The organism is Mesorhizobium loti CJ3sym (genome assembly GCF_000472785.1).
Classification (GTDB): domain Bacteria; phylum Pseudomonadota; class Alphaproteobacteria; order Rhizobiales; family Rhizobiaceae; genus Mesorhizobium; species Mesorhizobium loti_E.
Window position 1 is genome coordinate 139,041 of sequence record NZ_AXAL01000003.1, and the last position, 15,068, is coordinate 154,108.

General features: G+C 61.7%; 15 protein-coding genes and 1 pseudogene. 4 read left to right on the plus strand and 12 right to left on the minus strand.

Going from position 1 to position 15,068, the window contains the following annotated elements:
• Nucleotides 1-103: 103 nt before the first annotated feature.
• Nucleotides 104-1,109 (plus strand): annotated as a pseudogene (locus A3A9_RS41105) (polysaccharide deacetylase family protein).
• Between the two features lie 30 nt (nt 1,110-1,139).
• Here A3A9_RS41105 and sbmA read toward each other — a convergent pair.
• The 3 genes from sbmA to A3A9_RS0107665 all read right to left on the minus strand — a co-directional run bounded on the left by sbmA (nt 1,140) and on the right by A3A9_RS0107665 (nt 4,017).
• The gene (sbmA, locus tag A3A9_RS0107655; RefSeq protein WP_027058252.1) at nt 1,140-2,399 is read right to left on the minus strand and encodes a peptide antibiotic transporter SbmA; all 1,260 of its coding nucleotides are present in this window, start codon (nt 2,397-2,399) and stop codon (nt 1,140-1,142) included.
• A 114-nt stretch (nt 2,400-2,513) separates the two neighbouring features.
• Nucleotides 2,514-3,674: a YbfB/YjiJ family MFS transporter gene (locus A3A9_RS0107660; RefSeq protein WP_027058253.1), complete on the minus strand. Its 1,161-nt coding sequence runs from the start codon at nt 3,672-3,674 to the stop codon at nt 2,514-2,516.
• A gap of 118 nt (nt 3,675-3,792) precedes the next feature.
• Entirely contained in the window at nt 3,793-4,017 is a 225-nt protein-coding gene (locus tag A3A9_RS0107665; protein WP_027058254.1) for a hypothetical protein, read from the minus strand.
• 95 nt (nt 4,018-4,112) lie between these two features.
• Here A3A9_RS0107665 and A3A9_RS0107670 point away from each other — a divergent pair, with 95 nt between their 5' ends.
• The 3 genes from A3A9_RS0107670 to A3A9_RS0107680 all read left to right on the plus strand — a co-directional run bounded on the left by A3A9_RS0107670 (nt 4,113) and on the right by A3A9_RS0107680 (nt 6,870).
• On the plus strand, nt 4,113-5,027 hold the full coding sequence (locus tag A3A9_RS0107670) for a LysR substrate-binding domain-containing protein (protein ID WP_027058255.1): 915 nt from the start codon (nt 4,113-4,115) through the stop codon (nt 5,025-5,027).
• A gap of 208 nt (nt 5,028-5,235) precedes the next feature.
• The gene (locus A3A9_RS0107675; protein ID WP_027058256.1) at nt 5,236-6,492 is read left to right on the plus strand and encodes an aminopeptidase; all 1,257 of its coding nucleotides are present in this window, start codon (nt 5,236-5,238) and stop codon (nt 6,490-6,492) included.
• Between the two features lie 21 nt (nt 6,493-6,513).
• Nucleotides 6,514-6,870, plus strand: coding sequence for a DUF488 domain-containing protein (locus tag A3A9_RS0107680; protein WP_027058257.1), 357 nt, complete (start codon nt 6,514-6,516; stop codon nt 6,868-6,870).
• Between the two features lie 99 nt (nt 6,871-6,969).
• Here the strand turns inward: A3A9_RS0107680 and A3A9_RS0107685 are convergent, their stop codons facing one another.
• The 9 genes from A3A9_RS0107685 to A3A9_RS0107725 all read right to left on the minus strand — a co-directional run bounded on the left by A3A9_RS0107685 (nt 6,970) and on the right by A3A9_RS0107725 (nt 14,965).
• On the minus strand, nt 6,970-7,317 hold the full coding sequence (locus tag A3A9_RS0107685) for an ArsC family reductase (RefSeq protein WP_027058258.1): 348 nt from the start codon (nt 7,315-7,317) through the stop codon (nt 6,970-6,972).
• A 246-nt stretch (nt 7,318-7,563) separates the two neighbouring features.
• Complete coding sequence (locus A3A9_RS0107690; protein WP_027058259.1) at nt 7,564-7,917, minus strand: nuclear transport factor 2 family protein; 354 nt, start codon at nt 7,915-7,917, stop codon at nt 7,564-7,566.
• A 128-nt stretch (nt 7,918-8,045) separates the two neighbouring features.
• On the minus strand, nt 8,046-8,684 hold the full coding sequence (locus A3A9_RS0107695) for a 2'-5' RNA ligase family protein (RefSeq protein WP_027058260.1): 639 nt from the start codon (nt 8,682-8,684) through the stop codon (nt 8,046-8,048).
• 130 nt (nt 8,685-8,814) lie between these two features.
• Nucleotides 8,815-10,242: an aldehyde dehydrogenase family protein gene (locus A3A9_RS0107700; protein ID WP_027058261.1), complete on the minus strand. Its 1,428-nt coding sequence runs from the start codon at nt 10,240-10,242 to the stop codon at nt 8,815-8,817.
• 39 nt (nt 10,243-10,281) lie between these two features.
• A complete protein-coding gene (locus tag A3A9_RS0107705; protein WP_027058262.1) occupies nt 10,282-11,367 on the minus strand; it encodes an ABC transporter ATP-binding protein in 1,086 nt (361 codons plus the stop codon).
• A complete protein-coding gene (locus tag A3A9_RS0107710; RefSeq protein WP_027058263.1) occupies nt 11,357-11,965 on the minus strand; it encodes a cupin domain-containing protein in 609 nt (202 codons plus the stop codon). Before A3A9_RS0107710 ends, A3A9_RS0107705 begins: the two co-directional genes overlap by 11 nt.
• Before the next feature lie 203 nt (nt 11,966-12,168).
• Entirely contained in the window at nt 12,169-13,236 is a 1,068-nt protein-coding gene (locus A3A9_RS0107715; RefSeq protein ID WP_027058264.1) for an ABC transporter substrate-binding protein, read from the minus strand.
• A 26-nt stretch (nt 13,237-13,262) separates the two neighbouring features.
• Entirely contained in the window at nt 13,263-14,084 is an 822-nt protein-coding gene (locus tag A3A9_RS0107720) for an ABC transporter permease (RefSeq protein ID WP_027058265.1), read from the minus strand.
• The gene (locus A3A9_RS0107725; protein WP_082221942.1) at nt 14,081-14,965 is read right to left on the minus strand and encodes an ABC transporter permease; all 885 of its coding nucleotides are present in this window, start codon (nt 14,963-14,965) and stop codon (nt 14,081-14,083) included. Before A3A9_RS0107725 ends, A3A9_RS0107720 begins: the two co-directional genes overlap by 4 nt.
• Nucleotides 14,966-15,068: the final 103 nt, after the last annotated feature.

Genomic DNA, 15,068 nt, shown 5'->3' on the forward strand with positions numbered 1-15,068 from the left:
ACGGATGTTTGCTCCGGGCAAACCAGCAAAAAGGCCAATCGCACCCACGCCACATTTCGGGGATAGCCGGCTTGTTGATCGCCGGGAGCCTGTACGTTTGCCGATGCCTTGTTTGTCTCGCCTTGTAGCGTTTTCGCTTGCCTCGCTGGCCACCGCAGGCGTGGCGCTGGCCGATCCGCCCGCACCGCCAATGCCGGAAAAGCCGAAGCAGGTCGTCATCATCTCGTTCGACAGCGCGCGCGACATTTCGCAGTGGAAGCGCAGCCGGGCGCTGGCCCAGCGCACCGGCGCGCATTTCACCTATTTTTTGTCCTGCGTCTTCCTGTTGTCGCCGGAGACACGCAGGGAATACACGGCGCCCGGCAAAACGGCTGGCAAATCCAACATCGGCTTTGCCGCTTCGAAGCAGGAAGTGACTGAGCGGCTCGAACAGATCAGCCTTGCCGCGCATGAAGGCCACGACATCGCCAGCCACGGCTGCGGCCATTTCGACGGCAAGGACTGGAGCAAGGCCGACTGGCTGACCGAGTTCGTGTCGTTCGAGCATATTCTCGAGAACGCTTATGCAATCAACGGCATTGTGCCCGAGCCGCAAGGCTGGCGATTTCGCCCGACACGCGGTTGTCGGATTTCGCGCGCCCTATCTGTCGACCAGCAAGGCACTTTATGAGGCGCTGCCGGCCGCCGGCTACCAGTTCGATGCCAGTGCGGTTTCACAAGGACCAGCCCGGCCGACGGCCAGCAACGGCATCATGCGTTTTTCACTGCCGCAGATTCCGGAGGGACCGAAATCAAGGCCGGTGATCGCCATGGACTACAATCTCTATGTCAGGCATTCCGGCGGCTTCGAGCGGCCGGGCAAGGCGAGCGCGTTCGCCGACCGGACCTATGACGCCTTCCGCGCCGCCTTCGACAAACAATATCAGGGCAAGCGCATTCCACTGGAACTCGGCTTCCATTTTACGCTGATGAATGACGGCGCCTACTGGAACGCGCTGGAGCGCTTCGCCGGCGAGGTCTGCGTCAAATCAGATGTCGAGTGCATCAGTTTTCGCGATTATGTTTCGCGGCAGGATGCTGGCCAGAAGCAGCCCTCGGTTGGCGGCTGAACCGCCAACCCGGTTCGCATCAAGCTTTTCTTAGGCCGGATCTTCGGCACCCTGCCTTGCCAGATAGCGCTGGTCGATATCAGGCAACGGCTCGCCCAGCAGCGTCGCCTCGAAGGCGCGCAGGCGCTTGTGGACCGACTGAAGCTCGACAATGGTCGACCAGGAGGTGAGCAGGAACTGCAGCGAACCCGTCACCTTGCCGAAGGCATTTGAGATCTGGTTCAGGGCGCCGAAGGTTATCTTGTGGGCGACCAGCGACGGACCCAGGATCAACAGCGAAAAAATGTTGTCGGCCTGAAGGTAGGTGTACCGGACAACGTTGAAGTAGATGTAGTGAAAATAGAGCCTGAAATAGTTGTGACGAACATTTTCGAACAGTTCGGCGGTGGTCGCCGGCTGCGCCCTGTCCGCATGATCCTCGCCATAGACCAGTTCCTTACGGTACGCGGCTTCGACGCGCTGGTTGCGGAACTGCAGCCCCGGAAGTTTCAAGCCGGCAACCATGACCGAGATGGTTCCGAACAGGCACCAGGCAAGCGCTGCAATCACCAGAGGCTGCGGGACTGCGCCGATGATCGGCAGCTCGCTGATATGGGCCTGCAACTGGATCATGACCGGCAGGAAGGCGATCAGGGTCATGATCGACTGGACGAAGCTGGAGCCGAGATCCTCCATGATCTGCGAGAACCGCATCGTATCTTCCTGGATACGCTGCGAAGCGCCCTCGATATGGCGCAGCCTGCCCCAGTTCTCGATGAAATAATTGTTCATCGCCGTGCGCCAGCGGAAGATCCAGTGGCTGACGATGAAGGCATTGACCACCTGCACGTTCATGCCGACCAGTGCCAGCCACGAGAAATCGGCCAGTCCGGTGTAGAATTCGCCGTTGGTCGATTTTCCGGTCCCTGACATCAGGCCTTGAACGTAGTCGAAGAACGGGCCGTACCAGGCGTTGACGGCGACGCTGACCTGCACATTGAAATAGATGAAGAACAGGATGACCGCCGTCATCAGGATCGACCAGCGCTGCCATGGATGCGGAGAATACCAGCTCCAGAACGCATAGAAGACGGCGACACAGACCACGAAGTATGCGTAAAACCAGAGGAACGGCTTCGACACCAGGATTGCAATGCCGATGATCGGCGGCGCGTCTGCTGCGGCGGGCGGGAGTCCGAAGACGGCGCCTAGTTGCTCACCACCGAAAAACCAGAACAGGATTGCCGCAAGGCTCCAGATGGCGGCCGAAGAGAAGAACAGCTTCGGCTGCGGGAAGAAGGATACGAACACTGTGGCGAATTCCTTGCTCGAGGCGCAAATCAGCGGGGTTTGGCGGGCATAAAGTCACACATTAGGGGGAAAGAAAATGCCTGCCCGACGCCCTGCGTAGAGCAAGACCACAAATCATGGCGATTTTGGCGCGGCCGACCATATGATGACGCCGGAGACCATCAGCACGGCAGCGGCGACGATCGAGGCGAGGAAGAAATTGCCTGACGCCTGCGCGAGAAGCCCGGCGACGATCGGGCCGATGATCTGGCCGAGGCCGAATGATGCCGTCATCAAGGCAAAGATGCGCCGCGGCGCCTTTGGTGCCAGTAGCCTCGCGGTCTGGAGACCGAGCGCGGTGACGGCGATGAAAGTGCCGCCGAGCAAGAGCCCGGCAAGCAATGGCCCGATGACGCCGCCGAGGGCCACGCTGGCCGTGACACCGACCACTTCGATGAGGCAGCCCAAAGCATAGGCCGCGCAAAGCCCGATCCGGGCGGCGATCTTCTGCCAGAGCCAGACCGAGGGAAAGCCGGCAAGGCCGGCGACCATCCACACCATGGCCTCGAAGACACGACTGCCGCCGCCTTGCCGCACAATGGCGACCAGGAATGTCGCCGTCACCACATAGCCGAAGCCAAACAGGCCATAGGCGACGATGATCTTCATCAGCGACCGGTCTTTCGGCAGGGCCGGCTCCCGGACGGTTTTTCCACTGACGAGCGGACCTTCATTGGCCAGCAGCGCCACGACCACGAAGCCACAAGCCGAGATTGCCGCCGACCACAACCAGCCAGATGCCCAGCCGGCATGTTCGGTGACCAGCACCGCCATCATCGCAGCCGAGATTGCAATGCCGAGACCGACGCCACCGAAATGCCACGCCTGCAGGTCGCCACGACCGGCGGCATTGATATGGCTGAAAACGATGCTGGCCATGAACACCATGACGAAGGCGCTGGCCAGTCCGGCCAGAAAGCGGATGACGAGAAAGGCGACCATGGTGTCGGACAATCCCATCAAGGCGGCAAGCACGGTGCTGGCGCCAAGGCCGCCAAGCATGAGCAGACGCTCGCGGCCATGCGCCCAACCACCCGCCGCCACCAGAGCGCCGACGAGGTAGCCGAGATAGTTGGCAGAGGCGATCCACCCGGCATTGGCCGGCGACAGGTGCAGTTCTTCCATCATGCCGGGCAGAATCGGCGTGTAGACGAAGCGGCCGATGCCCATGGCGACAGCCATCGCAATCATGCCGGCGACGGTGAAGCGCAGCGCTGTTGAGGTGATGGATGTCATTGCAGCGCACAATAAATGCGGGGATCGCTGAGACAATCCATCTTTCGTTGGGCCAGTGGGCCTAACGCATGTCTCGCTATGCCCGAGTTTTCCTTAAGGCGGAGGGTGCGGCGTCCACTCAGCAGCGTCCACCGAAACCGGCGTGCAAGGGGTTGGTCTCATGCACGGTTCGCCGCGCCGTCAGTCTGAACGGCACATCGCCGAGTTCGCGCTCCGATATGGTGTTCAGCACCGGATGCGACAGCGGATCGGTCAGCCATCTCTGCGTGTCGCTCTCGGAGCGAGGCACATGCGGCGCGCCCACGGCGAACAGGACCTTCAGCGATGACAGCATGTTCAGCATTTCCGGCTCCCGGGTGCTTGTACCATCGATAAAGTCTGCCGTTTCGGTGCGTCTTTCAATTGAGATTTCAGCCGCAACGGTTTAGAAAATCTCAAATGGCCATGCTCAACCGCGTCCATCTCAACGGCCTTCGCGCCGTCGAAACCGTCGCCCGCCTCGGCTCGCTCGCTGCGGCCGCCGGTGAGCTCAACGTCTCCGTCAGTGCCGTCAGCCAGCAGATAAGCCGCACCGAAAAGCAGCTCGGCCAGGCGCTTTTCGAGCGGACGGCGAGCGGTCTTGTGTTGACCGAATTCGGCGCCGTCTTCGCGGCCCGTCTCGGTACGGGGTTTCGCGAGCTTTCTCAGGCTGTGGCTTTGGCTGACGAAGCCACCCAAAGCACATTGGTGGTTTCGGTGGCGCCCGCCTTTGCCTCGAAATGGCTGCTGCCCAGGCTGTCGCGCCACTTCGACCGCCATCCCAACGTGCTGCTACGCATCGACGCGACGGTGCGGCTCACCAATCTCGACCGCTCCGACGTCGACATCGCCATCCGGCTTGGCGACGGCAAATGGCCGGAAGGGCGAGCGGAATTGCTCCTGGCGCAGGAAGTTTTCCCGGTCTGCGCACCGGTAATCGCAAGAAAACTAAAGTCGGTCGAGGACCTCGCCCTGACCTGCGCCATCACCGACGAGCGGGCGATGATCAACTGGGAGAGCTGGTTCACTGCCGCCGGTGTTCCACCGGTCACCTTCCAGAAAGGCGCGCGCTTCACCGACCCGATGCTGTGTCTGGAATCGGCGATTGCCGGCCATGGCGTGATGCTGGGCTGGCAATTGCTGGCGGCGGATGCGCTGGCCGATGGGCGGCTGGTGGCGCCATTCGGCATCCGCGCCCAGAGCGGGCTTGGCTACTGGCTGGTGACCTCGTCGGCCAAGGCGGAAAGCCGCAAGGTCCGGGATTTCAAGGCCTGGATAAGGGAAGAGATCGTTGCGACGATGGCCCAGTTCGGATCGCTCGAAAGCGCGGCTTAGAGCCTGTTCCATCCCGATTGAATCGGAATGGGGCTCTATCTCTTTTGGTTGACCATGATCTCTGGACAAACGAAAATCGTTTGTCCGAGAAAACCGGTTTCCACTTTTCGGGATCATGGCCTGAACTGGCCCAGCGCAATCGCGGTGGAAAGGACGGTGGCGCCGGTCTATGTAAAGTATCGGACCTCACATCATGGCAGGCAGGATCATGACCATACAAACGCGCGGCGTTTCCGCAACGATCGACCCGGTGAAGCTGGACAGGCTGGCGGAAGTCGCCATCAAGGTCGGGCTGCAATTGCAACCTGGACAGGATCTGGTGCTGACCTCGTCGATCGCCGCCCTGCCGCTGACCAGGCGGATCGTCGAACACGCATACAAGGCCGGCGCCGGGCTGGTGACGCCGATCTTCAACGATGACGAGATGACGCTTGCGCGCTACCGCTTCGGGGCGGACGCCGGTTTCGACCACGCCGCCGGCTGGCTATACGAAGGCATGGCAAAGGCTTTTTCCAACAATGCGGCCAGGCTTGCCGTGCGCGGCGAGGATCCCTCGCTGTTGTCGGCGCAGGACCCAGCCAAAGTGGCGCGCGCCAACAAGGCAAACTCGATGGCCTATCAGCCGGCGCTGGAAAAGATTACCGGCTTCGACATCAACTGGAACATCGTCGCCTATCCGGACCTGGCCTGGGCGAAGCAGGTTTTCCCTGGCGATGCCGACGATGTCGCCGTGGTCAAGCTCGCCGATGCCATTTTCGCCGCCTCGCGGGTCGATGTCGAAGACCCAATCGCAAACTGGACGGCGCACAATGCAGCACTTCGCGGCCGCACTGAATGGCTCAACGGCCACAATTTCCACGCGCTGCATTTCACCGGCCCGGGCACCGACCTCACCGTCGGGCTGGCGGACGGCCATGAATGGATGGGCGGTGCCTCGACGGCCAAGAACGGCATCACCTGCAACCCTAACATCCCGACAGAAGAAGTCTTCACCACGCCGCATGCAAGGCGGGTCGAAGGCCATGTCTCCTCGACCAAGCCGCTGTCCTACCAGGGCACGCTGATTGACGAGATTTCGGTGCGGTTCGAGGGCGGGCGCATCATCGAGGCCAAGGCTTCGAAGGGCGAGGACGTGCTGAAGAAAGTGCTCGACACCGATGAGGGATCGCGCCGTCTGGGCGAAGTGGCGCTGGTGCCGCATTCCTCGCCGATCTCGGCCAGCGGGCTTTTGTTCTTCAACACGCTGTTCGACGAGAACGCCGCCTGCCACATCGCTCTCGGCCAGTGCTATTCGAAGTGCTTCGTCAACGGCGCCTCGCTCAGCCAGGACGAGATCGCCGCGCGCGGCGGCAACAAGAGCTTCATCCACATCGACTGGATGATCGGCTCGGACAAGATCGACATTGACGGCGTCCACAAGGACGGCCGCAAGGTGCCGGTGATGCGCAAGGGCGAGTGGGCCTGAGGGCAGCTTACGGAGGGCCGGATGGCCTTCGACCTGATGGTGAGGCGGATTTACGAGCCACCCGCGCCCGATGACGGGCATCGGGTTCTCGTCGACCGGATCTGGCCGCGCGGCGTCAGCAAGGAGCATGCCGCGCTGGCGCTATGGCTCAAAGACATCGCGCCAAGCGACGCGTTGCGCACCTGGTTTGGCCATGAGCCGGCGCGCTGGGCGGAATTTCAGGAGCGCTACCGCGTTGAGTTGGATGGGAATGGCGAGGCGGTGGCGCAACTGCGCGGCTTGCTGGGTAAGGGCAAGGTGACGCTGCTCTACGGCGCGCATGATGAGGCGCATAACAATGCCGTGGCGCTGGCGGGGTATTTGCGCGGGACGGGTTGAAGGTGCTTGCTTCCTGCAAACACTGACGACTGGCGAAAGCCGTGGTGACGTCCGATCTCCCTCGCAAGGGGGGAGATCGCAGCTTCACCGTCTCGCCGCCTACTTCACCGCCTGCTCATAAGCCTCCGGCTTGAAGCCAACCAGAACGCTGCCATCAACCTCAAGCACCGGCCGCTTGATCATCGTCGGCTTGGCCAGCATCAGCGCCTTGGCCTTTTTCTCGTCCAGCGATTGCTTGTCTGCCTCCGCCAGCTCGCGGAACGTAGTGCTGCCCTTGTTGAGCAGCTTTTCCCAGCCGACTTGGCCGACCCAGCCATCCAGCCGCTTCGCGTCCAGCCCCTCCGCACGAAAATCATGGAACCGATAGGCAACATCATGACCCTCCAGCCAAACGCGCGCCTTCTTGACCGTGTCGCAGGTGGTGATGCCGTACATGGTGATCGTCAAAGCGTGCTTTCCTTGGGCTGACAGTCGAATCCGTCCGGCAGCCTAAAACTGCCCTCCGCGCTTTTCCAGCCCTCAGATCCGTACTCCATATTCATCGACGGCTGGAGCACGGTTGCCGATCAGCTTGCAGAATAGGTGAAGCCAATTTTAGACCCCTACATCGCGGCGGGCGTCGTGACCCGCCGCCATGCTTGTTCTCCAAACCCGGAGCGGAAGGCAGGCTCCCGACCGGCGGAATTTCCGGCCTTAATAGTAAAAACGCTCTTCGGTGATCTTGCCATTCTTGACCGTGTACAGGCCGACCTCATCCATGGTGACACGCTCGCCGGTGGCCTTGGGCGTTACGTCGAACTTGAAGCGCACGGCGAACTGGTCGCCATTGATGTAAGGGCCCTCGACCGAACCACCGTGGACTTCGTGGTTCTCTTGCCACCATTGGCCCTTTTGCTTGAGAGCCTCTTTGCCATGGGCCACGGCCATTGGCCCTTCCATGGCTTCGTAGCTGACGATATCGTCGGCGTTATATTTCTCGCCAGCACCGGCGTGATCTCCCTGCTGGAGCAGTTCGGTGAAATCCTTGGCAATTTCCGCGATGGTCATGTGTGTTCCTCCTGTTGAGACGCACTCGAAGTAGGGAAGCGCGTGCCGGCGCGCCACCCTTGACCGCACGACAGCTGACAACGTGTGTCAGGACGATAGATATAGCGCGCCCATGTGATGGCCAGTTCTCACATGCCGGCCAGGGAATCGTCCTGGCCGGACAATTGCCAACGTGCGTGCTCCTTATAGACACCCTTGCCTATGAGACTGTGGATCAGCACGAAATCCCGGACCAACCAGCTGACCGGATCAATCGATCGTTCGCGGATTTTGGGTACACGCTCTTCATCGCGAAGCAGCGTGACATGCGGTTCGATGGACTTTGTGAGAAAGCGTCTTAGTGGGCTGTCGGAAATAAGAGCAGTGAGTTTGCGCCAGAATTCCTGCAGCGCCGGATTGCTGTTAGTGCCACCGCGTAGAACAAGCGAACCACCGCCAAAAGCCGATAGGCGATCGAACGAAACCTCGAAAGGTTTTGCAACGATGAGCGAACCTATGCGACAGGCGGTTTCGACCAACTCTTGCGGAAACCCGTCATGGTCGCCGAGACCGACGAGCGAGATATGGATGTGGTCTTCCGGAACAAGCCAGCCCTGCAACCCGAACTCCCGATCCAGGGCGACAGCCTTCCGCGCGAGAGGGCCTGCGATAGCGTTCTCGGCAAGGATGGCGAAGAATATCCGGTCATCGAAATGTCTCTCGAACTCTTTCCACTGAAAAAAGGTCTGGCCGTTCTTCGCGGTTCCGAATGCAGGTTGCCCACTCATAACTGAACTCGTTCGGCAAATTGTATCCGGTCGAGGAAAATAGAACAAATAAGGAACAAATCAAGCAGAAAATGAAGCGGGCGCTGGTGCCTTCCGCACCAGCGCCCGCGATTTGCAAACTAGCCTAAGCCTACGCCCCGTAGCCGATGATGCCCTTGACCTCGAGGAAATCATGGATCGCCCAATCGGCATATTCGCGGCCATTGCCCGACTGCTTGTAGCCGCCGAACGGTGCGAACGTGTCCCATTCCGGATAGTTGATCGAGACCTGCCCGGCACGCAGCTGTCCAGCCACTTTGCGCGCATGGTCGATATCCCCGGACTGCACATAGGCGGCGAGGCCGTAGACCGTGTCGTTGGCGATCTTCACCGCGTCGTCATCGTCATTGTAGGAAATGACCGACAGCACCGGGCCAAAGATCTCTTCCTTTTCGATGGTCATGCCTGGTGTGACGTGACCGAACACGGTCGGCCTGACATAGTAGCCGCGATTGAGGTGCTCAGGCCGGCCGGGGCCGCCGGTGACCAGCGTGGCGCCTTCCTTGATGCCGGCCTCGATCAGCCGCTGGATCTTGTTGAACTGGAGCTCGCTGACGACTGGGCCAAGCTTGGTCTCTTCATTGCGCGGATCGCCGACATTGTGTGCTTCGGCCGCCTTCTTGGCGATGGCCAGCGCCTCATCGTGGCGGGCAGCCGGCACCAGCATGCGGGTCGGCGCGTCGCAGGACTGGCCGCTGTTGCCGAAGCAACCCTCGACACCCTTGCGCACCGCCGTTTCGAAATCGGCGTCGGGCAAAACGATGTTGGCCGACTTGCCACCGAGTTCCTGCGCCACTCGCTTGACCGTCTCGGCCGCCGTCTTGGCGACGATGATGCCGGCACGGGTCGAGCCAGTGAAGGAGACCATGTCGACATCGGGATGGCCGGCCATGATCTGGCCGACATCCGGACCGTTGCCATTGACCATGTTGTAGACACCCTTTGGCACGCCGGCCGCTTCCATCACTTCGGAGAAGACGATGCCGCTGATCGGGGCGATTTCGGACGGCTTCAGCACCACGGTGCAGCCGGCGGCAATGGCTGGCGCCACCTTGCAGACGATCTGGTTGAGGGGCCAGTTCCACGGCGTGATCAGCGCGCAGACGCCGATCGGTTCCTTGACCACCATGGTGCCGCCGCGCTTCTCCTGGAATTCATAATCCTCCAGCGCCTTGATGGTGGCTTCCATATGCGCCCTGCCCGCCCAGGCCTGCGCCTCGCGCGCCCAGGTGATGGGCGAACCATTCTCCTGGCTGACGGCCTGGGCGATGTCCTCGAAGCGTTCGTTGTAGACTTCGAGGATGCGCTTCAACAGCGTCAGGCGCTCGGCTTTGCTGGTCTGCGAGAAGGATGGGAAGGCCGCCTTGGCAGCCGCGACAGCCTTGTCGACATCGGCCTTCGAGCCGACGGAAATCTTGGTGTAGGCCTCTTCGGTGGAGGGGTCGATCACATCAAGCGTCGCCGGCACCACGGGCGCCACCCATTTGCCGTCGATGAAGAAGTTGAGATGATTGCTCACAGGGAAAGACTCCGGTTTTATGGGAAATGGATGGTCAGCCTATGCGGAGAGCATAGGGCAGTTGGCGCCACGGCGCAGACTGATATGCGCCACGTCGCCGACGCTGAATTGAAAACCCTCGGCCTGCCGCGGTGCGTCGATTACCACCGGCATCCCTTGCCCCAGTTCGGCGTGGAGACGCAATGTGCGGCCGTGAAAGACGATGCTGTTGACGCGCGCCGGCGCCGTGCCCGGCGCGGCTTCGGTGACCGCCAGCAAATCCTCGGGGCGCACGCCGATGGTGCGCACCTCGCCTTCGCCGGGTGAATGGCCGGGTTCGGAAATCGCCTCCAACGGCAGCATGCCGGCGGTGAAACGCAAGCGATCGCCATCGCGGCCGACAAAGCGCGACGGCAGGAGATTCATGGTGCCGATGAAGCTCGCCACAAACTTCGTCGCGGGCCGATCATAGAGCGTTGCCGGCGGCGCGATCTGCTCGATGCGGCCCTTGTTCATGACGACGATGCGGTCGGAGATCGACAGCGCTTCGGTCTGGTCGTGGGTGACCATGACGAAGGTGGTGCCAAGCCGCGACTGCAGCCGCTTCAGTTCCACCTGCATCTGTTCGCGCAGATGTGCGTCGAGCGCCGACAGCGGCTCGTCGAGCAGGAGCACGCGCGGCTCGCAGACGATGGCGCGGGCGAGCGCGACGCGCTGACGCTGGCCGCCCGACAGTTCCGAGACGCGGGCACGAAGCTTGTCGGCGAGGCCGACCATCTCCAGGGCTTCGCCGGCGCGCTTTGCCTGCTCGGCGCCCGACAGTTTTCGCAGGGACAGGCCGAAGCCGACATTTTCGGCGACGTTCATGTGCGGAAAAAGTGCGTAATCCTGGAACACGGTATTAACAGGCCGGTCGAAGGGCCTGAGCGCTGTGATGTCGCGGCCGTCGAGCAGCACCTTGCCGCTGGACGGACTTTCGAAGCCGGCGATAACGCGCAGGCTGGTGGTCTTGCCGCAGCCGGACGGCCCGAGTAGCGTAATGAACTCGCCGCTGATAATGTCGAGATCGACAGCGTCGAGCCCGACGATGCCGCCGGGAAAAACTTTCGAGACCGCCTGCAGTCGGACGAGTGGTTCAGGCGCCATCGCGAACCTCGGACGGCTTCGTAGTGTTGACCCACAGGATCTGGCATTGCTCGGCGCCGGGATTGCGGAAGGCGTGCAAGAGCGTGCTCTTGAAGGCAAAGGAGTCGCCAGCCTTCAGCCCGTATTTTGTCGAATCCACCACCAGTTCGACCTCGCCCGCCAGCACGTAGCCGAATTCATGGCCGGCGTGCGCATAGGCTTCCGCCGTGCCGCCACCCGCCTCCACCGTCACCAGCATGCCGGTCAATGTCGCGCCCGGCGGCGACAACAGCGCTTTGGCGATGCCTTCCGACTTCACCGGGATCTGCCGCCTTTTGTCGGCGCGCACGCAATAGAGGTCGTTGACGGCATCGTTGCCATCGGCAATCAGCGCCGACGGCTCGATGTCGAGCGCGGCCGCCAGCGGCCAGATCACCTTGACGCGCAGCGAGGACATGCCGCGCTCGATCTGGCTCAGCGCACCGATCGACACGCCGGCTTTTGCCGCAAGATCGGCCAGCGACAGGCGGCGCTCAAGCCGCAGCGCCCGCACGCGACGGCCGACGCGAACGTCGGCATCGTCCTTCGGTTTTTCGGCGCCTTCGTCCAGGATGTCCATGCATTCGTCCTCGTCTCTTTATTGGCGCGGCGCAGCATCGATAAGCTCCCCCTTCTCCCCTTGTGGGAGAAGGTGTCGCCGAAGGCGACGGATGAGGGGTGTTCCAGCTTGGCAAGAACGGCGATCCGTCACGCACCCCTCATCCGTCTCGGCGCTGCGCGCCGATCCACCTTCTCCCACAAGGGGAGAAGGAAGAACCAGCGTCACCCCCCCGCCTTCACCTTCTCAAACATCTTCGCCACATCGTCATTCTGCTTCATCGGTCCGGTGAAGATCGTGCTCTTCAGCATCACCTCCGGATCGGACGGCAGCTGCAGTTTTTCCAGTTCCTCCTTCGAAACGCCGGCGAAGGCTGTCGAGAGCGAGCTGCCATAGCCGTAGGACTGGATCAGGAATTTGCCCGAATCGGCGTCGAGCCGGCTGTTCATGAAATCATAGGCGAGGTCGACATTCTTGGCGTCCTTCAGCATGACGAAGCCGCAGGCCCAGGTCAGCATGCCTTCCTTCGGCTTCATGAACTCGACCGGCACACCCTGCTTCTTCAGCGAGGTGGCCGACGCGTTCCAGGTCATGGCGGCAACCAGTTGGCCGCTGGCCAGCGCCTGTTCGACCGAGGTCATGTCGGTGGTGTAATTCGATAGCAACGGGCGCTGTTCGCGCAGCTTTGCCGCCACCTTGTCCATCTGCTCGGGCGTCATGTCGAAGGGGTTCACGCCAGCCAGAAGTGCGGCAACGATCGGCGTGTCATGGACAGCGTCGATGGTCGCCATACGGCCGGTATATTGCTTGTCCCACAGCAGATTCCAGCTCGCCTCAGGGTTCTTCACCAGATCGGTGCGGTAGAGGATCGAGGTGTTGCCCCAGTCCCACGGCACCATCCAGACCTTGCCGTCGCCGGCCTGCAGGTCGGGCAGGTTCTTGAACACCGGGAAGATCGAATCCCAGTTCTTGATGCGCTTGGTCTCGATCGGCTGCAACAGGCCTTCCTTGTTCCAACGCGCCACCTTGTCATAGCAGGGATGGGCGAGATCGGGGCGGAAGCCGGCCTTGACCTTGGTAAAGGCATCGTCATCGTCGCCGAAGATCGAGGCCTCGACACCATCGGGATGTGCGGCCAGGAAGCTCTTGTTGAAATCGGGCAGTTCGTAACCCGACCAGGTGAAATATTGCAGCTTTTCGGCGGCCAGCGCGACGGTCGAAGACAAAGCGAGCGCCAATGCGGCGAGCCCGGCGCGGGCTTTGTGTCCGGTTATCGATTTCAGAAATTTCATTTTCGTTCTCCTCTTCATTGTTGTGGTCAGGCTGTATTGCGGCGCGCGGCGCCGAGCCCGCGGTGGCGCAGGAGCTCGGCTGTACCGGCAATGATGAAGGACACGGCCAGGATCACCGTTCCGAGCGCCATGACGGTCGGCAGCGACCGGGGGAAGCGCAGTTGGCTCCAGATGTAGAGCGGCAGTGTCGGCTCGGTGCCTGCAAGGAAGAAGACGACGATGAACTCGTCGAAGGAGATCAGGAAGGCCAGCATGAAGGCCGACAGCACGGCAGGCAGGCTGAGCGGCAGCATGACGCGCCGGAACGTCGTCCAGTCGGAGGCGCCGAGGTCGAGCGCCGCCTCGCGAACGGTCCTGGGGATAGCGGCGAAACGGCTGCGCATGATCACCACCGTCGTCGGCAGCGCCAACAATATGTGGCCGAGAACGATGGCGACGCGCGACGGTCCAAGGGCAATGAGGTTAACCAGGATCAGCAGCGATATACCGACGATGACACCGGGGATGAGGATCGGCAGCCGGGCGATGGCGCTGATCGTGGTGGCCAATGGCGAGCGGCCGTAGAGGTCCATATAGGACACTGTGATGCCGCACAGCGTGGCGCCGGAAGCGGCGATGGCGCCGATGACGAGGCTGTTCAAGAGCGCGCCCGACAGCGCCGGATTGCCATAGAGCGTCTCGTACCATTGCAGCGTGAAGCCCTGCAGCGGAAACGCCGCTTGGATGGAATCGTTGAAGGAAAACAGCGGGATCAGCAGGACCGGCAGATAGAGGAAGACCAGATAGGCAAGCACATAGAGACCGAGCCAGCGGCCATCCCGTTTATTGCCGGCGCGTTGCGCGTTCATGTGCGGCTGCCAAATCTTCGGTCGGCGCCGCGCGCGACCAGCACCACGACGAGGATGACCAGCATGACGCAGACCGAGAGAGCCGCGCCGAACGGCCAGTCATTGGCCTTGCCGAACTGCGACTGGATCAGCGTGCCGATCATGGTGCTGGCCGGGCCGCCGACCATAGCCGGCGTAACATAATCGCCGACCGTCGGCACGAAGACGACGAGCGCGGCCGCCAGTACGCCAGGCATGGAGTTCGGCAGCACCACGCGACGAAACACGGTGAACGGCCGCGCACCAAGATCGGAAGCAGCCTCGAGCAGGGATTTCGGGATCATGTCCAGCGCCACATAGATCGGCAGGATGGCGAAAGGCGCGTAGGCGTGGGCGAGCGTGACGACCACCGCCGCCGGCGTGTTGAGGAAAGCCAATGTCGGCTCCGACCAGATGCCGCTTTCGATCAGCGCCGAGTTCAAGACGCCGTTATAGGCGAGCACGATCTTCCAGGCGAAGACGCGCAGGAGATAGCTGGTCCAGAACGGCAGCGTCACCAGGAAGAGCAGCAGGCCACGCCGCGATCCAGCGTGGAAGGCGAGATAGTACGCCACGGGGTAAGCGGTAACGACGGTTGCCAGCGTCACCAGTCCGGCAATGACCAGAGAGCGCAGCGTCACCGTCCAGTAGAGCGGATCGGTGGCCACGGTGACGAAGTTTTCGACGGTGAGCCCAACGCCGAGCAGCGAGCCATCATTGCCGCGGAAGGCGAGGAAGAGCACCAGGCCGAGCGCAAACAGGATGAGCAGGAAAGTGACCAGCGCCCCCGGCAGCAGCATGGCGAACCGGAAACCGGACGAAGACCGGGCCTCCGGTGCTTGTGTTGCAATTAGGGTCGACATCGACCTGCCCGTCGAGATTTTGAAATTACCTAAGACTTTTTCATATTTATGAAACTGTCAAGCGGAATCCGGCTTTCATGAATTGCCATCATCAGCGCTCCAG